The 24778-nt window shown below is 47.7% G+C and carries 18 protein-coding genes and 4 tRNA genes; 6 read left to right on the forward strand and 16 right to left on the reverse strand.

What is annotated here, in order from left to right; all coding sequences use genetic code 11:
• Positions 1–54: 54 nt before the first annotated feature.
• The 9 genes from Q4488_RS07180 to Q4488_RS07220 form a co-directional block, all read right to left on the reverse strand.
• Complete coding sequence (locus tag Q4488_RS07180; protein WP_303579800.1) at positions 55–438, reverse strand: hypothetical protein; 384 nt, start codon at positions 436–438, stop codon at positions 55–57.
• 362 nt (positions 439–800) lie between these two features.
• The gene (locus tag Q4488_RS07185) at positions 801–1526 is read right to left on the reverse strand and encodes a YebC/PmpR family DNA-binding transcriptional regulator (protein ID WP_303579801.1); all 726 of its coding nucleotides are present in this window, start codon (positions 1524–1526) and stop codon (positions 801–803) included.
• Positions 1527–1692: 166 nt separating this feature from the next.
• On the reverse strand, positions 1693–2988 hold the full coding sequence (gene clpX / locus Q4488_RS07190; protein ID WP_303579802.1) for an ATP-dependent protease ATP-binding subunit ClpX: 1296 nt from the start codon (positions 2986–2988) through the stop codon (positions 1693–1695).
• A 146-nt stretch (positions 2989–3134) separates the two neighbouring features.
• Positions 3135–3755, reverse strand: a complete 621-nt coding sequence (gene clpP, locus Q4488_RS07195; RefSeq protein WP_303579803.1) for an ATP-dependent Clp endopeptidase proteolytic subunit ClpP — start codon at positions 3753–3755, stop codon at positions 3135–3137.
• 115 nt (positions 3756–3870) lie between these two features.
• Positions 3871–5202, reverse strand: coding sequence for a trigger factor (tig, locus tag Q4488_RS07200; RefSeq protein WP_303579804.1), 1332 nt, complete (start codon positions 5200–5202; stop codon positions 3871–3873).
• A gap of 253 nt (positions 5203–5455) precedes the next feature.
• Positions 5456–5531, reverse strand: a tRNA-His gene (locus tag Q4488_RS07205).
• A 24-nt stretch (positions 5532–5555) separates the two neighbouring features.
• Positions 5556–5640 (reverse strand) — tRNA-Leu (locus Q4488_RS07210).
• Between the two features lie 63 nt (positions 5641–5703).
• Positions 5704–5779 (reverse strand) — tRNA-His (locus Q4488_RS07215).
• A gap of 35 nt (positions 5780–5814) precedes the next feature.
• Positions 5815–5890 (reverse strand) — tRNA-Arg (locus Q4488_RS07220).
• Positions 5891–6400: 510 nt separating this feature from the next.
• Here Q4488_RS07220 and folD point away from each other — a divergent pair.
• The 3 genes from folD to Q4488_RS07235 all read left to right on the forward strand — a co-directional run bounded on the left by folD (position 6401) and on the right by Q4488_RS07235 (position 11232).
• Entirely contained in the window at positions 6401–7252 is an 852-nt protein-coding gene (folD, locus tag Q4488_RS07225) for a bifunctional methylenetetrahydrofolate dehydrogenase/methenyltetrahydrofolate cyclohydrolase FolD (RefSeq protein ID WP_303579825.1), read from the forward strand.
• A 225-nt stretch (positions 7253–7477) separates the two neighbouring features.
• Entirely contained in the window at positions 7478–9613 is a 2136-nt protein-coding gene (locus tag Q4488_RS07230; protein ID WP_303579805.1) for an FAD-dependent oxidoreductase, read from the forward strand.
• Positions 9614–10155: 542 nt separating this feature from the next.
• Complete coding sequence (locus tag Q4488_RS07235; protein WP_303579806.1) at positions 10156–11232, forward strand: FUSC family protein; 1077 nt, start codon at positions 10156–10158, stop codon at positions 11230–11232.
• 72 nt (positions 11233–11304) lie between these two features.
• Here the strand turns inward: Q4488_RS07235 and Q4488_RS07240 are convergent, their stop codons facing one another.
• The gene (locus Q4488_RS07240) at positions 11305–12738 is read right to left on the reverse strand and encodes an aldehyde dehydrogenase family protein (RefSeq protein WP_303579807.1); all 1434 of its coding nucleotides are present in this window, start codon (positions 12736–12738) and stop codon (positions 11305–11307) included.
• 371 nt (positions 12739–13109) lie between these two features.
• On the opposite strand from Q4488_RS07240, the gene nhaD reads away from it, so the two are divergent.
• Positions 13110–14345: a sodium:proton antiporter NhaD gene (gene nhaD / locus Q4488_RS07245; RefSeq protein ID WP_303579808.1), complete on the forward strand. Its 1236-nt coding sequence runs from the start codon at positions 13110–13112 to the stop codon at positions 14343–14345.
• Positions 14346–14506: 161 nt separating this feature from the next.
• Here the strand turns inward: nhaD and Q4488_RS07250 are convergent, their stop codons facing one another.
• Together Q4488_RS07250 and Q4488_RS07255 are read right to left on the reverse strand one after the other, a co-directional pair.
• Positions 14507–16699, reverse strand: coding sequence for an OsmC domain/YcaO domain-containing protein (locus Q4488_RS07250; protein WP_303579809.1), 2193 nt, complete (start codon positions 16697–16699; stop codon positions 14507–14509).
• 178 nt (positions 16700–16877) lie between these two features.
• Entirely contained in the window at positions 16878–17711 is an 834-nt protein-coding gene (locus Q4488_RS07255; protein ID WP_303579810.1) for a helix-turn-helix transcriptional regulator, read from the reverse strand.
• A 123-nt stretch (positions 17712–17834) separates the two neighbouring features.
• On the opposite strand from Q4488_RS07255, the gene Q4488_RS07260 reads away from it, so the two are divergent.
• A complete protein-coding gene (locus Q4488_RS07260) occupies positions 17835–19124 on the forward strand; it encodes a YbfB/YjiJ family MFS transporter (RefSeq protein WP_303579811.1) in 1290 nt (429 codons plus the stop codon).
• Between the two features lie 240 nt (positions 19125–19364).
• On the opposite strand, the gene Q4488_RS07265 is transcribed toward Q4488_RS07260, so the two are convergent.
• Positions 19365–20285: an AraC family transcriptional regulator gene (locus tag Q4488_RS07265; protein WP_303579812.1), complete on the reverse strand. Its 921-nt coding sequence runs from the start codon at positions 20283–20285 to the stop codon at positions 19365–19367.
• Positions 20286–20450: 165 nt separating this feature from the next.
• Here Q4488_RS07265 and Q4488_RS07270 point away from each other — a divergent pair, with 165 nt between their 5' ends.
• Entirely contained in the window at positions 20451–21401 is a 951-nt protein-coding gene (locus tag Q4488_RS07270) for an SDR family oxidoreductase (protein ID WP_303579813.1), read from the forward strand.
• 116 nt (positions 21402–21517) lie between these two features.
• On the opposite strand, the gene Q4488_RS07275 is transcribed toward Q4488_RS07270, so the two are convergent.
• From Q4488_RS07275 to Q4488_RS07285, 3 genes are read right to left on the reverse strand one after another with little or no spacing between them, the layout of a single operon-like run.
• Positions 21518–22543 carry a histone deacetylase family protein gene (locus tag Q4488_RS07275; RefSeq protein WP_303579814.1) on the reverse strand — a complete coding sequence of 342 codons (1026 nt, stop codon included), beginning with the start codon at positions 22541–22543 and terminating at the stop codon, positions 21518–21520.
• Between the two features lie 34 nt (positions 22544–22577).
• Positions 22578–23834: a M20 family metallo-hydrolase gene (locus tag Q4488_RS07280; protein WP_303579815.1), complete on the reverse strand. Its 1257-nt coding sequence runs from the start codon at positions 23832–23834 to the stop codon at positions 22578–22580.
• Positions 23835–23847: 13 nt separating this feature from the next.
• Complete coding sequence (locus Q4488_RS07285) at positions 23848–24750, reverse strand: glyoxylate/hydroxypyruvate reductase A (RefSeq protein ID WP_303579816.1); 903 nt, start codon at positions 24748–24750, stop codon at positions 23848–23850.
• Between the last annotated feature and the right edge of the window lie 28 nt (positions 24751–24778).

A 24778-nucleotide genomic window follows, 5' to 3' on the forward strand; every position in this document is an offset into this window, starting at 1 on the left:
GTTAGAAAAAACGGCCGAGGTAAGCCTCTGATTTAACCCGCTTGAATATGCCGCTTAAAACCAAGCGACAATCATCACACCAATACTAACCGCGATAACGACGCTTAAATGAAATTTTTTAATCTGAGTGTGCGGTATAGGGTTTATTGAACTTACTTCTAACTCCGCCTTACCGGCGCAAGCTTGAGCAATAATCGCGAACTGTTCCAGTTGTTTTTGACCCGCGATAAGTGCTTGATGATTTCCTATACAAAAAACAAGGTAAGCAGCAACAATGGTCATGGGTTCTAAAAACGATTTTGGCGGAATGTCACTGCTGAGGACAAAACCGATCATTGCCAATGTGACGACACTAAAGTACCCCCATAGCTTATCCACTTGAGTATATTGTGTTTGGTATATCTTTATTGCTTCAAATGCTACTTTCAATTCACACATCAAAAACACCTAGTCATGTAACACTCACCTCAGCGAAGCTGGCAGCATCCCTGCCATAAAACTGCCTTTAATCATAATAACCATATGCCATTAAATCAAAGCGCTAGTTCGATCTTCAATCAGCATCGATTAATCGCGACGAAGGCGTCGCTCGCTACCCGTCATGATTGAGTATCTCTCCACAAGGGAGGTTAAATCTGAAAGGCATGTAAAAATACTTGGGCCCTTTCGAACCTCTGCAAGTCATGCAGCCTGTGACGTTCGAGCAACGCTTCTGTAACGTTTAAGCAGTGCATTAAACAAACAAAAAAGGCCGATGTTTTCACATCAGCCTCTTTTATTGCTTAGCACGATGGCGCGAGTTACTCGTCCGGCATCTCTACGTTATGGTAAACCTCTTGAACGTCTTCTACATCGTTCAACATCTCTAAAAAGGTTTCGAACTGTTCAAGGTCTTCACCGGCCAGTTCAACATAGGTTTGAGGAATGAAGGTGATCTCTTCTACCTCGACCACAAGATCGGGATAGGCTTCATGCAAGGCTGTCTTCGTTTTAAAAAACTCGGTATGCGGTGCGTAAACAGTGATGTTGCCATCTTCGCTTTCGACCTCGGTCACATCAACATCGGCTTCCATGAGCGTTTCGAGAATTTCATCTTCATCGTCATGGGGAAAAACGAATACAGCCTGATGATCAAACATATGGGCAACCGTGCCCTGACCACCCAACTTGGCTTTACCCTTGTTGAACGCCACTCGAACATCACCAAACGTACGGTTGTTATTATCGGTCAGGCAATCGGCGATAACCATGCAGCCACCAGGACCAAAGCCTTCATAGCGAGTTGGCAGGAAATCTTCACCACCGCCGCCTGCAGCCTTGTCGATCGCTTTTTCTATCACGTGGGCCGGTACTTGATCTTTTTTGGCTTTCTCGATGAGGCGACGCAGAGACAGGTTACCCTCAGGATCGACGCCACCATTTTTTGCAACAACATAGATCTCTTTGCCATACTTGGCATATACCTTGGATTTAGCTCCCTGAGTCTTAGCCATGGAAGCCTTACGTACTTCAAACTTTCTTCCCATTGGAAAATCTCTTTCTTACATTAAGGCAGGCACTCATTCTAATCGCTAGCCCGCCTAAGCTCTAGTGTATGCATCCTATTTTAAGCCAAACCCGCGCTTATCCTAGGAGCTTGTGTGCGACACACAAAAAACGCGCCGAGGGCGCGTCTTTATCTATCTTTGCTAATCAGTCTTCTGACGCCGCTTTTGGCGCGTCCTGATTTTCATAGATAAGAATTGGATCAGAGTCTCCGGTGATAACACCTTCATCAATAACAACCTTAGAAATGCCTTTCTCAGAAGGCAGGCTATACATGATATCCAGCAGATGCTCTTCAAGGATAGAACGCAAACCACGGGCACCTGTTTTACGCTCTAACGCTTTGGCAGCCACGGCCTTGAGCGCGTCTTCACGGAAATCTAAGTCAGCGCCTTCCATACCAAACAAAGCCGTATACTGCTTCGTCAGTGAGTTCTTAGGCTCGGTCAAAATCTGAATCAGCGCTTCTTCGTCCAGCTCGGTCAGTGTGGCAATCATCGGTAGACGACCCACAAACTCTGGAATCAGACCGTACTTAACCAGATCTTCAGATTCGAGATCGACCAGCACATCGGTGACTTTCTTGGTTTCTTCTTTGCTGATAACCGCCGCATTGAAGCCAATAGAGCTTTTCTCACTACGATGTTTGATAACTTGATCAAGCCCAGCAAAAGCGCCACCACAGATAAACAGAATATTCGAGGTATCAACCTGTAAAAATTCTTGCTGCGGATGCTTACGTCCACCTTGCGGTGGTACAGAGGCAACCGTACCTTCGATCAGCTTCAACAGCGCCTGCTGTACGCCTTCACCACTGACATCACGGGTGATGGATGGGTTATCTGATTTACGTGAGATCTTATCGATCTCATCGATGTAAACAATACCCAGCTGCGCCTTCTCGACATCATAATCGCACTTTTGCAGCAGCTTTTGGATGATGTTTTCAACATCCTCACCCACATAACCCGCTTCGGTCAAGGTGGTTGCATCCGCAATCGTAAACGGCACGTTCAACATCCGCGCCAAGGTTTGCGCCAACAATGTTTTACCACTACCGGTGGGGCCTATCAGCAAGATATTACTCTTACCCAGTTCAACATCGGTGTCGCCTGCGGTTTGCTGAAAACGCAACCGCTTGTAGTGGTTATAAACCGCGACGGACAGTACTTTCTTGGCCCGTTCTTGACCAATAACGTAAGCATCCAGATTATTTTTTATCTCAGCCGGAGTCGGCAGGTGATCCCCATCTTCTTGTGGAGCTTCTGCGTCTTGAATCTCCTCTTTGATGATGTCGTTACAAAGATCGACACATTCATCACAGATAAAAACAGACGGACCTGCAATCAGTTTTTTAACCTCGTCCTGGCTTTTACCACAGAAAGAGCAATACAGCAGCTTGCTGTCATCGCCTCCCTCTTTACCGTTGATATCGTCAGACATTCAACTTCCTCTATTTGTCCCAACCAAGCTGACTAGTCAGGCCCTTTAATTTCTTTATCGCGTTAGCCACAGTATAGCGAACAATGTGCACCGTATGACATCAAACTTCAAGCGAGGTGCACCATCTAAACAACCTGACAAGCCCTTTAACGACGACTCATTACCTGATCGATTAGGCCATATTCAACCGCTTGCTCAGGTGACATAAAGTTATCCCGATCAGTATCTTTACTGATGGTAGTCATATCTTGACCGGTGTGATGCGACATAATGCTATTTAATTTGTCACGAATACTCAAAATTTCTTGAGTATGGATCTCAATATCAGTCGCTTGCCCCTGATAACCGCCCAACGGCTGATGAATCATCATGCGCGAATGCGGCAAACAGAAACGCTTGCCCGCCGCGCCACCCGTCAACAGTAAAGCGCCCATGCTGGCGGCCTGACCGATACACATCGTGCTAACGTCTGGCTTAATAAACTGCATGGTGTCATAGATAGACAAGCCTGCGGTTACCGAACCACCGGGCGAATTAATATACAGATGAATATCTTTATCCGGATTTTCAGATTCCAGAAAAAGAAGCTGAGCAACCACCAGATTAGCCATATGATCTTCAACCTGGCCAATCATGAAAATAACACGCTCTTTCAGTAATCGAGAGTAGATGTCGTAAGAACGCTCACCACGTGCTGATTGCTCAACAACCATGGGCACCAGACCACTGCTAGTAATTACGGTAGGGCCATCATAAAAATCCGACATTGAATTCTCTCCTAGATCCTTGACAACGTGCTCATCGCACGTCCAGAAAAAAAAACGGCGGCCGACCTTAAGCCGACAACCGTTCTTTTATAAACGCAATTAAGGCGAAGGGCAATTACGCCTCTTCAACTTCTTCAGCAGCCGGTGCTGCAGGCTTGATTGCGTCTTCATAGCTTAGTTCAGTTTCGCTAACTTTAGCAGACTCAAGCAGCAGATCCAAAACTTGATCTTCCAGAACCAGATTCTGGATCTGATTCAGCATCTCTTGATTGCTGTAATACCAGTCGATCACTTCTTGTGGCTCTTGATAAGTGGCAGCCTGCTCTTCAACAGTCGCACGCACACGATCATCATCTACTTTCAGTTCGTTAGCTTTAACAACTTCAGAGACCAACAGACCGACTTTAACACGCTTTTCAGCCTGTTCAGAGAACATCTCTTTCGGCAGCATGTTAGGATCGATATTGGCATCCGCACCACCAAACTGCTGAATCGCTTGACGACGCATCGCATCAATCTCACCATCGATCAGCGCGGCAGGCACATCAATCGCATTCACTTCAACCAGCTTACCGAAGACTGCTTCTTTTAGCTTAGACTTCAGCGCTTGCTTCAGTTCACGCTCCATGTTTTTGCGTACTTCAACCTTAAAGTTTTCAACGCTGTTTTCTGCGATACCAAACTTAGCGAAGAACTCTTCGTTCAGTTCTGGCAGTACTTGAACAGAAACTTTGTTCACCTTAACACTGAACTTAGCATCTTTACCTTTCAGGTTTTCAGCGTGGTATTCTTCAGGGAAAGTAACGTTTACTTCTTTCTCTTCACCCGCTTTAACACCTTCCAGTGCTGTTTCAAAGCCAGGGATCATTGTATTAGAGCCTAATACCAGATCCATACCGGTCGCCGTGCCGCCATCGAAAGCTTCACCATCGATAGTGCCTTCAAAATCGATGTTCAGTTGATCGCCTTCAGCCGCTGCTTTATCCGCTTCTTCATAAGCGGCTTGCTGCTTCTGCAGAGTATCGATCATCTGATCAAGATCAGCGTCTTTTACTTCAGCGGAATTCTTTTCGATCTCAACGCTGGAGAAATCAGCTAGCGCGATTTCAGGATACACTTCAAACGTTGCCGTGTAAGCGAAATCTTCGCCCTCTTTGTCGGTTTTGAATTCAACATTTGGGCCGCCAGCGGGTGTCAGGTTTTCCTGCTCAATCGCTTCATAGAAGCTCTGCTGCACAACCTCACCGATGACTTCCTGACGGATACCTTGGCCGTAGCGCTTCTTAACCACCTTAACTGGCACCTTACCAGGACGAAAGCCGTCCAGACGAACAGTACGAGCTGTCTGTTGAACACGCTTGGCTACATCGTTGTCAACACGATCAGCAGGTACAACAACAGTCAGTTGACGCTCAAGACCAGTAGTAGTTTCTACGGATACTTGCATGGAATTCCTCACAAAATTATTTGTATCGTAACAAATCTGAAAATTGATCTATCGTTTACCCTCATACCGAGGCTGAGGCGCTTCACAATAGATACCAGAATTTCTAAAGGGCGAAATTGTCGGGGAAGCGGTGCTATTAGTCAAGCGAAAAGCGTTGAATATCAACGGATGCAAGATAAATGCACGGTTCTCTAACAAAAGGAGTCAATATTAATTTAAAAAGAGGGAGGTGAAATATGGAACAAATAAGAAATGGGGTGGACGATGGGGTTTGAACCCACGACCGCCGGAATCACAATCCGGAGCTCTACCAACTGAGCTACGCCCACCACAGGCGTCTTCCTAAGAAGTAATGGTGCGAGTGGGGAGACTCGAACTCCCACACCGTAAGATACTGGTACCTAAAACCAGCGCGTCTACCAATTCCGCCACACTCGCATAAAACACTGTTTGCTATCGTTGGAGTGGCATTACTATACCACAATTATGATAGCGATGTACTGGGGTGGACGATGGGGTTTGAACCCACGACCGCCGGAATCACAATCCGGAGCTCTACCAACTGAGCTACGCCCACCACTACGTACATTTTGACACTTTGTCAGACCTTGCTGGCGCGCCCGGCAGGGGTCGAACCTGCAACCGCTCGCTTAGAAGGCGAGTGCTCTATCCATTGAGCTACGGGCGCCTGACACTGCCCGATCTCATCCAAGGTAAGCTGCAACACCGTAGTGCTTCGTGCCCCTCTTCAAGATGGAGCGCATAATATATATCGAGTGTTATCTCGTCAACACCCTTTTGGAAATTTAAGTAAAATAAACTACTTAGCCTGCTTATATCTCCCCCCTAGCTTCCCCTTCCCTCTTTTAGCCGCATGCCGATGCCGTAGTATGGTCCCTAGCCGTTAACATCATCGACTGTTTATCACCTATCGCCATGCATCCAGTATCGAGCATCGCTAGCATGCTTACTTGTTAGCCTTACAAAAACCATTCAGCGAGACGCCTTCTATTACGCTATTACGTCATAACGGCTGACTATACTGACCCTATAGTGATCGAGCAGTCCGCAAAACATTGTAGCAATTGCGCTAATGCCCATTGATCATGCCGCTAACCGCGATTCCCCTTGGAGGAATAACGCAACCATGAGACAATCCGCGTCATCAAAATTAATGACTGAGGAAGACATTCGTAAGATGAGCGCTCAGATAATTGACGGCAAGCAGATTGCCCAAAATGTTCGCGACCAAGTAGCCGTAGGTGTCAAAGCCCGCCTTGATATGGATAAACGTGCCCCATGTTTGGCTGTAATTTTAGTCGGCTTCGATCCCGCCTCTCAGGTATATGTCAGAAACAAGAAAAATGCCTGCAAAGAGGTTGGCATTGAATCGGTTTCCTACGATTTATCCGCAGACACCAACCAACAGCAACTCCTTACGTTGGTCGACACACTCAACAGCGATGACAACATTGATGGTATTTTGGTGCAACTACCATTACCCGCGCATCTTGATGCGAATGAGATTCTTGAGCGTATTCGCCCGGAGAAAGATGTCGATGGCTTCCATCCGTTCAATTTAGGTCGACTAGCACAACGCTTACCGGCACTGCGCCCCTGCACACCGAAAGGCGTGATGACATTATTGGAATCCACGGGTCAAACGATTCGTGGTAAAGACGCCGTGATTGTCGGTGCATCTAACATTGTTGGTCGCCCAATGACGCTCGAACTGCTCCTCGCGGGCTGCACGACCACCACCACTCATCGATTTACCCAAGATCTCGCTGCACATGTTCAACGTGCGGATATTGTGGTTGTCGGTGTTGGCAGACCCGGACTGGTTAAAGGTGAATGGATTAAACCCGGCGCCATCGTGATCGATGTAGGCATCAACCGTCTTGAAGATGGCCGCTTAGTTGGTGATGTCGACTATGCGGTTGCAGCAGAACGCGCTAGCTGGATCACTCCTGTCCCCGGCGGAGTTGGCCCCATGACGGTGGCAACACTCATGGAAAACACCTTGGAAGCCGCCAACAACCATAGCTAATCACAACGTTAGCCACGAAAAAGCCTTTTGGGTTCACTCATTGAGAACTTAAAAGGCTTTTTTATTCGCGTCAGCCCCTACATCAAGCACTCAGTTTTCTCTGATCAGCCGAAACATGTAATTAAACTTAACGCCATCGACTATCATCATCCTTTCAGGATATTTTCAGTTTACTGTGAGATTATCCCCAGCACTCACTCCACTCTTGCCAAGCAGAGCCTGTTTATGAATAGTAAAAAAATCTTTTTAATCGTTGTTATTGCCACACTCATAGGTGCTTTCTTCCTATTTGATCTTGGCAGCTACCTCAACCTCGATTATATAAAAACACAACAGGACAGCCTGCAAAGCTGGGTCACAGCGAATAAAGTGTTAGCGCTTGCTGCCTTTGTTGTGTTCTATGTCCTTGTCACTGCGCTATCTCTCCCTGGGGCGGTTATCATGACGCTCGCGGGCGGCGCCATCTTCGGCCTCGCAACGGGTCTGATACTGGTGTCCTTTGCCAGTGCAATCGGCGCGACGCTGGCTTTCTTGATGGCCCGTTACCTCTTACGTGCGCCGTTAACCAATAAGTTTTCTAGCTATATCGACCCCATCAACCGTGGTATCGAGAAAGACGGTATCTCCTATCTCTTTACCCTGCGCTTAGTGCCGTTGTTTCCATTTTTTGTCATTAATGCCGTGATGGGCCTTACTCGCATGAAAGCAGCCACTTTCTACTGGGTGAGTCAGCTCGGCATGTTGCCCGGCACCGCGATTTTCGTTAATGCGGGCACCCAACTAGCACTCATCGAACAACCTGGCGATATTCTGTCACCAGGACTGATTCTATCCTTCTGCTTGCTAGGCATCTTCCCTTGGATCGCGAAACTCATTGTCGATAAAGTCAAACAACGCCAAGTTTATAACGGTTATAGCAAGCCGAAAAAGTTTGATACTAATATGGTGGTCATTGGTGCCGGCGCGGGCGGTTTAGTCACCTCTTATATTGCAGCGGCCACCAAGGCTAAAGTCACTCTGATCGAGCGTCATAAGATGGGCGGCGATTGCCTTAATACCGGCTGTGTTCCCTCTAAAGCCCTGATTCGCACCACTCACTTCCTCGCCGATGTGCGTGATGCCAAAGAATTGGGGATTCGCAACGCCGAAATCGAGTATGAGTTTTCAGAAGTGATGGATCGAGTGCAACGGGTTATTGAAACTATTGAGCCCCATGATTCCATTGCCCGCTATGAATCCCTTGGGGTTGATTGCGTCACCGGCAGTGCTCATATTCGCAGCCCTTGGGAAGTCGAGGTCAACGGCAAAACTATCACGACACAAAACATTGTCATCGCCACCGGCGCACGACCGACGCTGCCAAGCATCCCAGGCATAGAACAAGTCGAGCCACTCACGTCCGATACTATTTGGGGCCTACGTCAGCGTCCTGAGCGCCTACTGGTACTCGGTGCCGGCGCTATCGGCTGCGAACTCGGTCAGTGCTTTGCGCGACTCGGTAGCCAAGTATCGATCCTCTTTCGCGGTACTCAAGTACTCACCCGTGAAGATCAAGACGCTGCCGCCGTGGTTGAAAAGCGTCTTCAAGAAGATGGCATTACGATCTGCTCAAGCCATACCCCAGTGCGTTTTGAAGTGACTGATCAGGGCTATCAGCTTGTTTGTCGTCATAACAAACAGGAAAAACGTATCGCTTTCGACAAGTTGCTGGTCGCCACCGGACGTACCGCCAATGTTACTGGTTTTGGCCTCGAAGCGATGGGCATCACGGCTAAGCCGGGTGGTACCATTCAGGTCGACCCTTACCTTCGCACTAGGATACCTAATATCCTTGCCTGCGGCGATGTGATCGGGCCTTTCCAATTCACCCATGCTGCCGCTCATCAAGCATGGTTTGCATCGGTGAATGCCCTATTCGGACAGTTTAAAAAATTCAAAGTGGATTACTCTTTAATCCCATTCACCACTTACACTAGCCCAGAAGTGGCTCGTATCGGCCTCAACGAGAAACAAGCGATTGATGAGGGCATTGCCTATGAGGCGGTACGTTATAACCTCGAAGAGCTAGATCGGGCGATCACCGATGAAGCCGCTTACGGATTTGTTAAAGTCTTACTCAAACCCGGTAGCGATAAAATCATCGGCGTTACCTTGGTCGGTGAACATGCCGCCGAGATGCTGCCCGAATTTGCCTTAGCCATGAAAAACAAACTGGGCTTAAACAAGATCCTTGGGACCATTCATGCGTACCCAACCCTCAACGAAGCCAATCGTTTTGTGGCCGGTGAGTGGAAGAAAAAACATGCGCCACAAAAGATTCTCGGCTGGCTAGAAAGCTTTCATCGTTGGAAGCGCGGCTAATCCTCGAACGCATAAATGTTAACGCCTAATGACATAGGGTCGACGCAGACACAGGGGCTTAGATTAAGGCTTGTATTAAAAATACACCTCAATCGATAGCCTTCGTACTCGCACAAGTCTCCGAATCAAAAAGCCCTATCACACTGCTAGGGCTTTTTATTACCACCCAATAAAAACTTTTATATCAATGAATTAAGCAGACTATCTAACAAAGTGAATTAAGTTTAGGTGTGGTTTTTTAATTGACACCATGCACTAAAATCACTTCATAGTGCGGCGATGTGAGCTCAACATCATGCTTACCCACCGCTAATTTACTCTTCCCAAAATAGGCTTCACCTTGGCATAAAATGCACGCCATAAAATTGACAGTGCTGTGCCTCAACCTTCCCTTTCGATAAGGCCAAACACCTTTCAACGCCTAGCAATAGTTAGACAACGCCATTACACTCACCCCGAGCACATCATAACCATGCTACTTTTCGCTCTACCACTACGGCTGTTTTTTCAGCATTGCTGACAACGACTGAAAGGATATTCGATTGGATAATAAATTCGCTCTTACAACTCGACTTTACACGAGCATTCAACCGCTGCTGGCACTCAGCGACCACAAGCGCCCCCTTGGTTTTTTAATTGTTTCAGCATTATCTGTGGGCCTACCCGCACTGATAGGTGCCTGGCTAGGCGATATTCAAACCGCAATGCTAGGCTGCTTGGGCGGCTTGTCTATTTTATACATGCGCCAAACCCATATTCCCCGGCGAATGATGACATTAGCCACCTGCGCTTTCGGCTTTTCACTTAGCTTTGCACTGGGCGTGGTGACTAATTTTGATCCCCTTTTTTCAGCTGCCACACTAACCCTCAATGTGTTTATGGTCACGGTAATCTGCCGTTTCTACTCTGTACCACCACCAGGCACGCTGTTTTTTATCGTCGTGGCCTGCCTCGCCCGCACACTCCCCTTTGACCTTTCACTGGCCGCTGAACGCACAGGAATTTTAATGTTTGGCGCGATGGGAGGGTGTTGTCTGGCGCTTCTGTATAGTGTTTATCAGGTGTATATTTCGAAAACCTTTGTCGATCGACCAACTGAAGAGATTGATCACAACATCATCGTCATCAGTATCGAATCTGTGGTAATTAGCTTATTTGTCGGCGGCGGCTATGTCCTCGCACTGCTTCTTCAATTAGACAACCCCTACTGGGTGCCCATCTCGACTATCGCCATTATGCAAGGGGCTACCTTTCGCGCTATCTGGCACCGAAACGTGCATCGTATTATCGGAACAACTATCGGCATGGGTATCGCTTGGGTGATTTTCTCATTCGCGCCAGGCCCATGGGAGACCGCCTTTTTGATACTGGGACTGAGCTTTATCATAGAGCTGTTAATTACCCGCAATTATGGCCTCGCGGTGATGTTTATTACGCCATTAACCGTGATATTTACAGACACCAATATACCCACCGGCGAAACAGATCAACTGATTCTTTCCCGCTTATTTGATATTATTTTAGGCTCTGTAATTGGTTATATTGGCGGCTGGGCGATACATCATGCCAAATTTAAGCAGGCCATCGAAGCCTACTTAGCGGCACGGAGTAATCGCTAAATAATCTGCATAAAACTCATCTGTATAAAACAGTGCCAAAACCTGCTCAGAGCAGGTTTTGGCTCGATAAAATTAGTTCCAGCCACTGACGGCTTTAACTTCAAGGAAGTCTTCAAGCCCCCAGACACCGCCCTCACGGCCATTGCCCGATTGCTTATAGCCTCCAAACGGCGAGCCCGCACCGAGGAAGGTGCCGTTAATCTGCACCATGCCCGCTCTCAACCGACGCGCCACTCGGTTAGCCTTATCGCCATCTTGAGTCTGCACATAGTGTGTCAAACCATAAGGACTATCATTGGCAATGCTAATCGCTTCCTCTTCGGTATCGAAAGGAATAATCACTAAGACGGGGCCAAACACCTCTTCACGGGCAATACTCATCTGATTGTTTATATCCGCAAAGACCGTTGGACGAACATAAAAGCCTTTTTCAAGACCGGTCGGTTTACCCAATCCCCCAGCAACCAAACGACCACCCTCATCAATACCTTTCTGAATCAATCCCTGAATTTTATCAAACTGCATCTGAGAGACGACGGGACCAATATGATGACCTTCAAGGCCTGCTGAATTAACCGCCGTTTTATTGGCAACATCCGCCGCGGCCTGCACCACCTGATCATACATCGAACGCTCCACCAGCATCCGAGTCGGCGCGTTACAAGACTGACCACTGTTATTAAAGCAATGACGTACTCCCCGAGTCACCGCCTTCTCATCAGCATCGGCGAAGATAATATTGGCGCCCTTACCGCCCAACTCTAACGCCACACGCTTAACCGTATCGGCTGCATTTTTACTGATGGCAATTCCCGCCCGTGTTGAGCCGGTAAATGACACCATATCGACTTCAGGGTGCCCAGATAGCTGTGACCCCACACCCAGGCCATCACCATTCACTAGGTTGAACACACCGGCGGGGAAACCTGCCTGATCGATCATCTCGGCAAATAACAACGAAGACAATGGCGCAATTTCTGAGGGTTTTAACACCATCGTGCAGCCTGCCGTCAACGCCGCCACAACTTTCAACGTGACCTGATTCATCGGCCAGTTCCACGGCGTAATCAAGGCGCAAACACCGATCGCTTCATGCAGAATACGATTATCCGGCGCATGCTCGCCCAGAGGCTGATCAAACTCATAGCCTTTCAACGCGCGAATCAGGTTTTTAATATGAGCAGAACCCGCACCACACTGTGATGTTCGCGCCAATGCAATCGGCGCACCCATCTCAGTAGAGATCGCTTGCGCCATCTCATCGGCACGCTCATTATAAATAGTTAACAGTTTTTCCAACAACGTAATGCGAGACGCTTTCGACGTCTGACTCCAACGATCAAATGCTTTGCGTGCCGCCGACACTGCCGCTTCGGTATCGGCCTCACTGCCTAAAGAAATAACCGCACACACGTCTTCTGTCGAAGGATCAATCACATCAAAATCTTGTGCTGCAAGGGGAGCTACCCAACGACCATCAATATAAAACTGACGCTTATCTAACATCTTTATTTTTCCTTATTTGTATACCAACACGCGCTGACGCGGTTAACATCAATATCATTAGACCATCAAAACCGTCATCCTCGCTCAAGCCGCCATCTCACCCACCACAACGACCTTTACTCATCGACTGATAAACTAACGTCAACACTAGCCATAATCCTACAGGTTTAATGGCTAATCTTGTGACCCGCAAGCGATAAAATAGTTTACCCGCCAACAAAAGCACAATAAATAATCAATATCGCTGCTAGCAGCACGTCATAAAGTCGTAAATCCTATATTCTTACGATCTTAACCGATTTATCTATTGTATTGTCCTAATACAAAAGTAGAAAATAGTTGCCTTAAAAAATTTTAACGTGGGACTAACAATGCATTATTTGCTATTGGGCCTGATTATCCTCGCCTTTGTGCTAATTGTTTTTGAAGATGTTGTACATCTGAATAAGGCTAAATCAACACTCTTTATTGGTACGCTTGTCTGGATTCTCGCCTTTATCTTCCCTGAAAAGTCACCTCAGGCAATTCAGGAAGCACTCAACGAACAACTACTCGATATCGCCATTCTTTGGCTATTCCTGATGGCCGCCATGACCTTCGTCGCTTATCTCAACGAAAAAGGCCTGATTACTCAGCTTGTCTACCGTCTATTACCGAGTCAGCTGCGGCTGAGCACCTTGATGATTCTCATCGCGCTACTCGGACTGATGTTTTCATCCTTAGCGGATAACATTACCGCTTCGCTGATTATGCTGTCGTTACTGGCATCACTAAAACTCGAAACCAAAAACACCCTTAAGTTTGCCGCCCTCATTGTGTTTGCGGTTAACTCCGGCGGTGTGTCGCTGATTACCGGCGATGTCACCACTTTGATGATCTTCCTCAACGGTAAAGTCTCAATTCTCAACCTATTACTATTGGTTCTACCGGCGATTGCTGGGGTGGCCATTCTGGCATTGATTCTGATGCAAGGCTGTAATGAGATCATCACCCTACCGAAATTCAAACGACCGATCTCGGCCGGTGACAAACTCATCGCCAGCCTGTTTCTGCTGACCATTATCAGCACACTCGCCTTTAGCGTCCTGTTTTCAGTGCCGCCGGTGCTGACCTTTCTGTTCGGTTTGGCGCTGATGTTTATCGTGCATCAGGTGATCTTTCGCAAAGAACACAACCCCAATGTCTTGGAATATGTCCGCGAAATCGAGTTTGATACGTTGCTGTTCTTCCTCGGGGTGCTGTTATTAGTGGGTATGCTCAAAGAGATGTCGGTGTTAGAGCTACTGCCAGAACTGTATACCATGATGCCGGCGGTTTATGCTAACTACATTATCGGTATTCTGTCTGCTTTCGTCGATAACGTGCCACTCACCGCAGCGATTCTGCAATCGGACATTCCGATGACCAAGAGCGAATGGTTAGGGCTGACCTATGCCGTCGGCGTTGGGGGGTCTATTCTGATCGTCGGATCGGCCGCCGGTGTTATCGCCCTCAGTAAGTTGCAGGAACTTTCGTTTATTAGCTACCTGCGCTTTATTCACTGGTTGCTGATCGCATACACCTGCGGTTATCTAGCGGTCATGGGGCTAACCAAGCTGGTACTCTAACAGGCCTTAGACGAGCAGTGTCTCGAATATGATGCTTAAAACAAAAAACCAGCGACATAACCGCTGGTTTTTTTTGGCTGAACCCAACACATTATCGTTTACGTATGCTTAAACCACTCAAAGCACCCCAACCCTTCTAGTCAGCCCTTAATGTGCGTTTTTTAAGACGCCAGACCCGCCTTCGCAGCGCGCACCGCATGTAGCTTTTGATAGCTATCAATCAAGCGTAGATGGCGATCGAGCCCTTCGAGTTTCATGCTGGTAGGGGTTAAGCCATAGAACCTTACCTCACCCATCACCGAATCGACCACACTGTCCATCACCGGCTCAGCAAACATCCGCCGCAAATTAGGCAGATAATCATCTAACGACAGCTCTTCATCCAAGACAATCACCAAGACAGCATTCATCGCCTGATAAAACAGCCCACGCTCAACGGTATTGTCATTATATTGCAAGAAGCTTTCCACCAGCTCTAACGCCGCTTCATGCTCGCCCAGCGCGAGATAAATGAGAATTTTCAGTTCAAGAATGGTTAACTGACCCCACACCGTATTCTCGTCAAACTCGATGCCAATCAAGGTTTTAATATCGGTGTAATTATCTTCTTCGCTATCTTCGAGACGCTCAACCAAATCGGCTAATTGATCGTCGCTTAAGCGATGCAGATTCAGGATATCCTCTCTGAACTGAATCGCTTTATTGGTGTTATCCCAGACTAAATCTTCCACCGGATAAACCTCAGAGAAACCCGGTACCAAAATGCGACACGCCGCCGCCCCTAAATCATCAAACGTAGCGATATATACTTCCTGTTCCAGCTCATTCAGAATCGCCATCAAGCGATCACTTTCCTCGGCATTGGTGCCAGAGAAATCCCATTCGCAGAACTCATAATCATGACGCGCACTGAAAAAGCGCCATGAAACCACTCCCGTCGAATCGATAAAGTGTTCGACAAAGTTATTCGGTTCAGTCACCGCTAAACTATTAAACGTAGGCGGCGGTACATCATTGAGCCCCTCAAAACTGCGCCCTTGCAGCAATTCGGTCAGACTCCGCTCCAGTGCCACCTCAAAACTTGGATGCGCACCAAACGAAGCAAACACACCACCCGTGCGAGGATTCATCAATGTGACGCACATCACCGGAAACTGCCCTCCCAAAGAAGCATCTTTTACCAGTACAGGAAAGCCCTGCTCTTCCAAGCCTTGAATACCCGCGACAATCTGAGGATATTGCGCCAATACGGCCTCAGGCACATCCGGCAGCACGATCTCCTGCTCGATAATTTGCCGTTTAATCGCTCGCTCAAAAATTTCAGACAGACACTGCACCTTGGCTTCATCAATATTATTACCGGCACTCATGCCGTTACTGAGAAACAGGTTTTCCAGCAGATTGGAGGGGAAATAAACCGTTTGTTGATCAGACTGACGTACGTAGGGCAGCGCACAAATACCGCGTTCAACATTACCCGAATTAGTATCGATCAGATGAGAACCGCGTAACTCATCATCGGGGTTATAAATCGCCAGACAATAATCATCCATCAACCCCTCGGGAATACGATCATCGTCGGTTAATTTAAACCATTTCTCATTGGGATAATGAACAAACTCGCTATTGGCAATCTGCTCACCAAAATATTGATCGTTATAGAAGAAGTTACAGCTGGCCCGCTCAATAAACTCACCCAACGCCGAACAAAGCGCGCTCTCTTTGGTGGCGCCCTTACCGTTGGTAAAACACATCGGTGAAGAGGCATCTCGAATATGCAGCGACCACACATTAGGGACGATATTACGCCAAGAAGAGATCTCGATCTTCATGCCGAGGCTTTCCAATAGCCCCGTCATATTGGCGATAGTTTTTTCCAGCGGCAGATCTTTACCGAGAATCATGGTGTTGGCCGTCTCATCGGCAACCCCCATCGCCATAATTGAGGCATCGGCATCCAGGTTTTCAACCGTCTCAATTCTAAATTCCGGCCCCTGCTGCACCACTTTCTTCACGGTACAGCGATCGATCGAACGGATAATGCCGGTACGGTCCCGCTCTGAAATGGTGTCCGGCAGTTCCACCTGAATCTTAAAAATCTGGTTATAGCGATTTTCAGGATCGACAATATTGTTCTGTGATAGGCGAATATCGTCCGTTGGGATATCCCTAGCTTGACAATAAACCTTAACGAAATAAGCGGCGCATAAGGCTGAAGACGCTAAAAAATAATCAAATGGACCGGGCGCAGAACCATCCCCCTTGTAACGAATCGGCTGATCGGCGATAACGGTAAAATCATCGAACTTCGCTTCAAGCCTGAGATTGTCTAAAAAATTTACTTTGATTTCCATCTGAATACTTTTCCGGGATCATTTAATGCAAAGTTGGTGAGTATGTTGATGCCACCCTAAGGTAAAACAGCACCCTTACAGCCCAGCAGGCTACATACAGTGGCGGGCATTTTAACATTAATTTTGATATTTAAACGAAGACTATCTGAGCCTGAAATATCGCCACCGATAGACCCTGTTATTTAAGTTTTTCTGAGCGATTTCGATATTGAGCAGGCGCAACACCAAACTGTTCTCGAAACATATAGATGAAGGGTGATGCGGCGCTATAACCGAGCTCTAACGCGATCTGTGTGACACTATGCCCGGCGTTCAATAACTCAATGGCCTGCATCAATCTTAACTGCAAACGCCACTGCTTTAAGGTCATACCCGTTTCTCGGCGAAAACGGCGATCTAATGTACGCAAAGACACCGCCATCGAACTCGCTAACTGTTCTGAGGTGACCACCTGATCCGGCTGCTGATACAAACGATGACATAATGCCGTTAACTCGGGACTCACGGGCCAAGGCAGAAAACGATCATCCCGCTCTAACCGGCTGAGGGATTTTAATAACAACTGCACCAGATCGTTTTCATAGGACTCTAAACCATATTCAACCTCAAATTCCGCAGCGGTGAGAATCAACTCTCGAATCAACGGTGTAATATGCAGTACCGTCGCACGCTCAGTGCCTAATGCCTGATACTCTTTCGCTAAATAGAGGCTTTTCAGATCGGCCCCATACTCGGTATATACCCGATGCTGGCAACCACTGGGCAACCAGATCGCTTGCTCTGGCGGAATAAAATATCGTTCGCCGACCAGATCCACCACCAATACGCCGGACACGGCATAGAGTAGTTGATGCCAATCATGCTGATGTGCGGGGAAATAGTGTCCCGCCGGCATCTTCTCCTGTCGGACATACAGCTCCCGCGGTAAGGCCGGCATCGTTAGCGGGCGCAGTTCGGGGGAGAGTTCAGAAGAGAGCTCAGAAGAGAGTTCGGGTGATGCTTGTCCTTTCACAACATTTTGTCCTGTTTTATAGATATTCTGTCATTTTATAGAAAGTTTACTGATACAACATCCTCTAATCTAACCACAGTGCTACGACACCCTTTTCCATCATCACCCATAGGAAAACAGAACATGGTTGAGATTAGTAAAAACCGCATGCTAGTCACCTGCGTTTTAGCCGTGGTGGCCACCATCGGTATCGCGCGTTTTGCTTACACCCCAATGATTCCTGAAATGGCCAGCGAAGTGGGTTTAAGTGAATCGGTGGCCGGTTACCTCGCCGCCGCTAACTATGCAGGCTACCTCAGTGGCGCACTGCTAATCTCGTTTATCCATAGCTTGGCACTCAAGGCGCGTCTCTTTAGAGTCGGCTTAGTGGTATCCGTGATGACCAGTTTTGCGATGGGGCTCACCACACTGGAACCTTTATGGTATCTGTTACGCTACCTCTCTGGCTTAAGCAGTGCGGCGGGCATGTTACTCGGCGGCGGCTTACTGATGCACTGGTTAATGAAGCGTAACCATAAAGCCGAGCTGGGCATCTTCTTTTCAGGGTTAGGTATTGGCATCGTTATTACCGCCCTGCTTTCAAACTTAATTAACGATTATTTCAGTTGGGATCAACAGTGGTTTATCTATGCACTGGTCACGCTCCTGCTCATCGCACCAGTATGGCAATGGCTACCCGATTTCAGCACCGAGAAAGCGCTCGAAAAACACCCTCATCATCATATTTCGCTACCCCGCAGTTTTATGCCAGTGTTACAACTGGCCTACTTTTGCGCGGGCTTTGGTTATGTCATTTCAGCTACCTTTTTAATCACCATAGCCGAAAGCATTGATGCACTAGCCGGCCAAGGCTGGATAATCTGGCTCATTGCAGGTTTAAGCTGTGCACCAGCCAGTGCGCTATGGGATAAAGTCGTCGCCATGACCGGCTCTTGGCAGGCCTTGATCTGCGCTTATCTGTTGAACGCGGTCAGTATTTTAATACTACTGTTAAGCCACCAGCTATGGGCGGTTATCCTCAGTGCGATCATTTATGGCGCAAGCTTTATCGGTATCGTTAGCATGGTGTTGTCGATGGTGGGCCGCTTGTTCCCTGATAACCCTTCTAAACCGATGAGCCGTCTTACCTTCAGCTACGGCACCTCACAGATGATCGCACCAGCGCTCGTTGGCTATATGGCGGAATACTACGGTAACTTTGATAACGGCCTAATCATAACGCTCATTGTTATGCTGGCAGGTTGCGTGGCGATATTAGTTGCCCAACGGATTGAGCGGCAAACAGACATGCGGCTCACCTCTCACGATAGCCCTGATGAATGTTCACCTGATAAAGCGGATAATCACACAAACACCAACATAATGGTGTCTAACACAGCCACGTCAAAAACGATTAAGGCTAAGACCGCTTAACCACCCTGGATCAAGCCAACCATTCACTCATCAACCGGTTTAAAACTCGTTTCACCGCGATGACACAAACCGGTTAGTTGGTTACACCGCTACCACTGTTGGTGACCGACACGAGAACGTGCCTCGCGAGCAACCCTAAATATTTGCCTAATTTGTTGCACCGTTGCTAATGCTAGCATAGAAAACAACGCGGATTTTGTGTTCCTTAGGGCTATCCAAGAGGGTCTTAAATTCGAACCGTCATGCCATGCCCGCCACTAGCTGCTGGGCGTGGGTCCACTGTTTGGGTGATTTCCCATACATCCGTTTGAACTCTCGACTGAACTGAGAAGAACTGACATAGCCCACATCCATCGCCGCGGTGTTGACGTTCATGCCTCCGGCAATCTTCATAGCAGCGGTATTCAGTCGCATCGACTTAACAAACTGAATGGGCGACATGGTGGTCGCCTGCTTGAATTTACGGTGCAGTACGGCCCGGCTCATCCCCACCTGTGAAGCCATATCTTCTATATTGATCGACTTATCGAGATGAGAAGACAAATACTCAATGACTCTAGCGATTTCATTACCCACACCAAATGCACGCCTTACAGAATTGCCCGCTTCGCCTTTTAAGACGGCGTAATACAACTCACGCAGCCGAGTATCTCCCAGTATGGAGGTATCAACAGGACGACCCACCAATTGTAGCAACCGCCATAAAGCATCCGTGAAGGCCTCATCCCAGTGGGCGAGTGCAAACCCAGGGGGAACCGAACCACCTTGAGATTTAATGACACCGATAGCACTTTCCATCGCAATCGCAAGCTCAGTCATCACCTTCGTATCCAGCGAGATCATCACGCCGAGTAGAGGATTGTCAGGCGAAGCCCTCGGCGTTCCAGCCTCCACCGGCATCGACATCGAGCAACACATGTATTGACGATTGTCATAAACATATCGTTTACCATCCAATATCGCCTCTTTAGCGCCACTGACGATGACCACGACGGAGGGTTCGTAAACCGCCGGGGCGCAGCGAACTGAATGGGTGATCCGGAAAAGCTTTACCCCCTTCACGCCGGTCTCAACCATGCCATCTTCGCTGACTCTATTTTCAATCAGTTGTTTGATTAGCTGCTTGCTCATACCATCCACGACGTTCAATAAAACATGCATTTAAGCTATCACTGAAGAATGGGAGTTTCAATCCAGTGATACGAATAGGCATGTTTTAGAGACTATTTCGCCTACTTATACACTCGCCTGAGAGTTATATTGATTCACAACGCACAGCAGCCATTATGTAACCGCTTGAATACAGCAACACTAGGAATTTGAACCATGAACACGACAACCCCATTTGGGCCAAAAGGCTGGACTCCCGAGCGACTCGGTTCTCTCTCAGGCAAAACATATGTGATCACCGGTGCAAATGCCGGTGCAGGATTTCAGGCAACCCGAATACTCCTCACCAAGGGCGCAAAAGTGGTGATGTTAAACCGCAACCCAACTAAATCTGCAGCGGCCATCGCCAAGCTAAAACAGGAGTTTAGCCATCATGCTGACGTTAGTTTTGTGCGCATGGATCTCGCTGAGCTGGCGTCGATACGCAAAGCAGCAGCAGAAGTCTTGAATAAAGTCCCTCACATCGACGCACTGATGTGCAACGGCGCTATTGCCCAGGTCGCCAAACAGACATTAACCGTCGACGGTTTTGAAAGTCAGCTGGGTGTGAACCACTACGGTCATTTCTTGCTATGTGGCCTGTTATTCGACCGCCTCAACGAGTCCAAAGGGCGTATCGTGGTTGTCTCCAGTGAAGGCCATAAAATGGGACTGAGAACCATCCAGTTCGACGACATGAATTGGGATAAGCACTACCATCCCAACAAAGTCTACAGCCAGAGTAAACTCGCGCAGATGATGTTCGCCTATGAATTACAAGATAAAATCAAAGCCGCACGTAAAGCGGTCAAAGTTTATGTGTGCCACCCAGGTGCAGCCAACACATCACTTATCAATGAAAAAGCCAATTTAACGACCAGGGTGTCATGGTCTTTGATGGTCAAAATAGGCATGGCGCAATCGGCTGAAAAAGGCGCCTATCCCGAAGTCATGTGCGCGACGGAAGATAATCTAAAACAGCGAGCTTATTACGGCCCGACAGGCATGATGAACTTTGGTGGCCCCGTTGGCGAATGTAAGCTCGCGTCATTTGTTTTAGACAAAGCAGTTCTAACAAAGCTCTGGGCGCTCTCCGAACGAGAAACATCTCTAAGCTGGCCGCTGTAAAACGATATTGTGCAGCTAAAGCCTTGCACTAAAGTGCATAGTTTTGACTAGCGAGTTGATACAATAAAAGCTAGAAGTCAAATACCGCTATGGCTTCTAGCTTTATAAGCTTAGATTTATGCTTGACAAAAAGGCTTCAATACGGCCGCAAGGTTATTGCCCAAAATAGGTGAGATATAGCCTCCCTCTTGAATAATAACCGTTGGTTTATTTAATGCTTTGATACGCTTGCCGATCTCAGAAAAGCCTTCGGTGGTGAGCTTTAATACCGCGAAAGGATCTTGCTCTGATGCATCTAATCCTAAGCCGAGAATGATCGCATCGGGTGCATAGGCTTCCAATTGCTCAAGTGCATGCTCGAATACTTTTAAATATTCCACATCACCGGTGCCTTCTGGAACAGGAAAGTTTAGGTTATAGCCAAAGCCCTCGCCTTCACCCTTTTCATGGGCATAACCCCAGTAATGCGGATAGCAATAGGCTGGGTCGGCATGCAGCGAAATGGTCATCACATCTTTACGTTGCCAAAAGACAGCCTGTGTACCATTACCATGATGCAGATCCACATCGATAATCGCGACCCGCTCAAAATCTTTTAATAATCGCTGAGCGGCAATCGCCGAGTTATTTAAAAAACAAAAACCAGCCGCGCCATCGGGATAGGCATGATGACCCGGTGGACGACATACCGCATAAACAGCATCGCACTCTTTGTTAGCTACTGCATCTGCCGCACTTGCCGCTGTTTGAGCAGATGCGTACACGCCGGTCCACGTTCCAGCCCCTAAGGGACAAGAAGTATCGATCAGATGCCAACCCACTTGACCAATAATATCGCTCGGATAAGTGGCGGCATAACGGCCGGGATTACTTTTAGGGATGATTTCATCGCTAGCATCGGGTAACTCAGCCCATTTCGCATACGCCGAGCGTAAGAAATGAACGTAGTCAGGTGAATGCACTTGTGAGATATAAGACAAACCAAAGTCCGATGTTGGACTGATCGTAATATTTAAATCCTTTAGCACATTACGGAAAATATCACCCCGCTCAGGGACTTCTCGAGCCGGTGTTGATTTACCATTTTTCATATAAAATTTTGGATCATGCTGACACTGATCCTCATGATAAAAAGCTTTCACTTAAACACACTCCTTATTCAAGGTAGGCAAATCACTAGTTTGAATTGGCGGATAGAATGATGGTGTTCAACAGGACATCACACCCTTTTTCCAACTGTTCTGGACTGGTGTATTCGCGTTCGTTGTGACTCAAACCATCTTCGGATGGCACAAAAATCATTGCGGTCGGGGTCACTCGGCTAACATAAACCGCATCATGCCCTGCGCCACTGATTAAGCGGTGAGGCGTTATATCGGGATAACTCATAGCGCAGGCTTGTTGAATATTGTCGAGACATTTTTCATCGAAAGGGCACGGCGGTAACGACCAAGTCTCTTTAATGTCTACCTCTAACTGGTGATGAAATGCGATCCGGTGGATGGCTTCAAATGATTTGGTTTGCAGCTCATCCAGATCTGCCTCTCGCCCTTCACGCAGATCCAACGAAAAGATGACATTTCCTGGGGATACATTGGTTGATGAGCTTGGAATGCTTAATTCGCCAATCGTGCAACGGCTATCTTTACTCTGTGATTCCGCTATACGTGTTAATTCCGTCACCATCTCCGCAACGCCAACCAACGCGTCATTACGAAGATCCATAGGGCTCGGTCCGGCATGACAAGAACGCCCTGTCACTTTCACGTTGTACCAACGCATGCCTAAGACACCCGCGACTACGCCTAAATCAATATCCAAAGCTTCTAATACGGGGCCTTGTTCAATATGTAACTCATAATATTGATAGCCGATAGGTGCATCATCATTGGCTATATCTTGATAACCGAGACGCATTAACTCTGCGCCTAAGCTGATGCCTGCCTCATCTTTTGTCGCTAAAACGTCCTCAAGCTTAAAAACGTTTGCATAAACACCTGATCCCAACATCGCGGGCTTAAAGCGTGCCCCCTCTTCATTGGTCCAAACGACGACCTCAACTGGGCGTAAGGTATCGATACTTTTCTCATTTAAACAACGCAGCACTTCCAGCCCTGCCAAGCAGCCATACACGCCGTCAAACTTACCGCCCGTCGGCTGCGTATCTAAATGACTGCCAGTCATGACCGGTGCTAAATCATTATCGATACCCGCACGGCGTAAAAATAGATTACCCACCGCATCGACTCTGAGCGTACAGCCAACCTCTTTTGCCCACGTAACAAAGAGATCTCTCGCTTGTTTATCTTTGTCCGTCAAAGCCAGCCGGTGACAACCGCCCACCTTACTTCCGGCAACCTCGGCATGACCTATTTCCCCAATCTCCATAATGGAGTTCCACAAACGATCACGATTACATTTTTCAACTGTCATAATAAATCTCTAATTAATAACCACGCGCCGGTTCAACTTTATTGTTGGGCATTTCACCCATCGAAAACCGCCTAACTTCTTCGACTAAATTTTCAACAGCGGCTTGCGGTCGTACATCACTTGCATCATGAGGCGTTACTAAAATACGCGGGTGTTGCCAAAACGGGCTATTGCTAGGCAGTGGCTCTTCATCAAACACATCTAACGACGCACCGGTTAGCGAACCATCATCAAGCGCCCTCAACAGATCATCAGTGATAAGATGCCCGCCGCGACCGAGCTGAATTAAATACGCATTCGGTTTTAACTGAGCAAATAACTCCGCCGATAAAATACCTTGAGTTTGCGGTGTCAGTGGCAACACACAAATAAGCACTTCGGTTCGTTGTAAAAAGCTGGCTAATTGAGCGTCTCCACTGAAAACGGTGATCTCTGAGTTATCTAGTCGCTTGTCGCTTTTACGCCAACCCGCCACATCGAATCCCAAGGTATAGAGATCATTGACCATTTTTTCACCCATAAAGCCCAGCCCTAACACGCCAACATTCACCTCACTCGGAGCTCGCATCGGCAAGCGCTGCCAGACTTGCTCCTCTTGTTGCTGCCGATACTGAGCAAAACAACGCTGATGATTAATCACGTTCCAAATGGCAAAGGTACTCATGATCGAGGCTTGCTCGGCATCACGATTGCGGCACACAATGACATCGTCACGAATGCTCGGACAAGCCAGAATACTGTCTACGCCGGCGGCGATAGACGCCACGACACGCACGTTTGGATAACGATCAAAGAAGTCATCTTCGGGATACCAAAGCAAGGCAAACGTCACCAATGAAGCATCATGAGCTTGATCACAGGTCACGACCGATACTTCATCCGCATAACGATCAAACTCGGTAAGATAAGGTGCCATGTCTAAAAAGGTGCTATGTGCAACGCCA

The sequence above is a fragment of the Amphritea sp. 1_MG-2023 genome (genome assembly GCF_030547545.1).
Taxonomy (GTDB): domain Bacteria; phylum Pseudomonadota; class Gammaproteobacteria; order Pseudomonadales; family Balneatricaceae; genus Amphritea.

What these genes read in the sequence shown, in the direction of transcription:
- Q4488_RS07180 (WP_303579800.1), bottom strand. Translation starts at nt 438, where the DNA reads ATGTGTGAATTGAAAGTAGCATTTGAAGCAATAAAGATATACCAAACA.
- Q4488_RS07185 (WP_303579801.1), bottom strand. Translation starts at nt 1,526, where the DNA reads ATGGGAAGAAAGTTTGAAGTACGTAAGGCTTCCATGGCTAAGACTCAG.
- clpX (WP_303579802.1), bottom strand. Translation starts at nt 2,988, where the DNA reads ATGTCTGACGATATCAACGGTAAAGAGGGAGGCGATGACAGCAAGCTG.
- clpP (WP_303579803.1), bottom strand. Translation starts at nt 3,755, where the DNA reads ATGTCGGATTTTTATGATGGCCCTACCGTAATTACTAGCAGTGGTCTG.
- tig (WP_303579804.1), bottom strand. Translation starts at nt 5,202, where the DNA reads ATGCAAGTATCCGTAGAAACTACTACTGGTCTTGAGCGTCAACTGACT.
- folD (WP_303579825.1), top strand. Translation starts at nt 6,401, where the DNA reads ATGAGCGCTCAGATAATTGACGGCAAGCAGATTGCCCAAAATGTTCGC.
- Q4488_RS07230 (WP_303579805.1), top strand. Translation starts at nt 7,478, where the DNA reads ATGAATAGTAAAAAAATCTTTTTAATCGTTGTTATTGCCACACTCATA.
- Q4488_RS07240 (WP_303579807.1), bottom strand. Translation starts at nt 12,738, where the DNA reads ATGTTAGATAAGCGTCAGTTTTATATTGATGGTCGTTGGGTAGCTCCC.
- nhaD (WP_303579808.1), top strand. Translation starts at nt 13,110, where the DNA reads ATGCATTATTTGCTATTGGGCCTGATTATCCTCGCCTTTGTGCTAATT.
- Q4488_RS07250 (WP_303579809.1), bottom strand. Translation starts at nt 16,699, where the DNA reads ATGGAAATCAAAGTAAATTTTTTAGACAATCTCAGGCTTGAAGCGAAG.
- Q4488_RS07260 (WP_303579811.1), top strand. Translation starts at nt 17,835, where the DNA reads ATGGTTGAGATTAGTAAAAACCGCATGCTAGTCACCTGCGTTTTAGCC.
- Q4488_RS07265 (WP_303579812.1), bottom strand. Translation starts at nt 20,285, where the DNA reads ATGCATGTTTTATTGAACGTCGTGGATGGTATGAGCAAGCAGCTAATC.
- Q4488_RS07270 (WP_303579813.1), top strand. Translation starts at nt 20,451, where the DNA reads ATGAACACGACAACCCCATTTGGGCCAAAAGGCTGGACTCCCGAGCGA.
- Q4488_RS07280 (WP_303579815.1), bottom strand. Translation starts at nt 23,834, where the DNA reads ATGACAGTTGAAAAATGTAATCGTGATCGTTTGTGGAACTCCATTATG.
- Q4488_RS07285 (WP_303579816.1), bottom strand. Translation starts at nt 24,750, where the DNA reads ATGGCACCTTATCTTACCGAGTTTGATCGTTATGCGGATGAAGTATCG.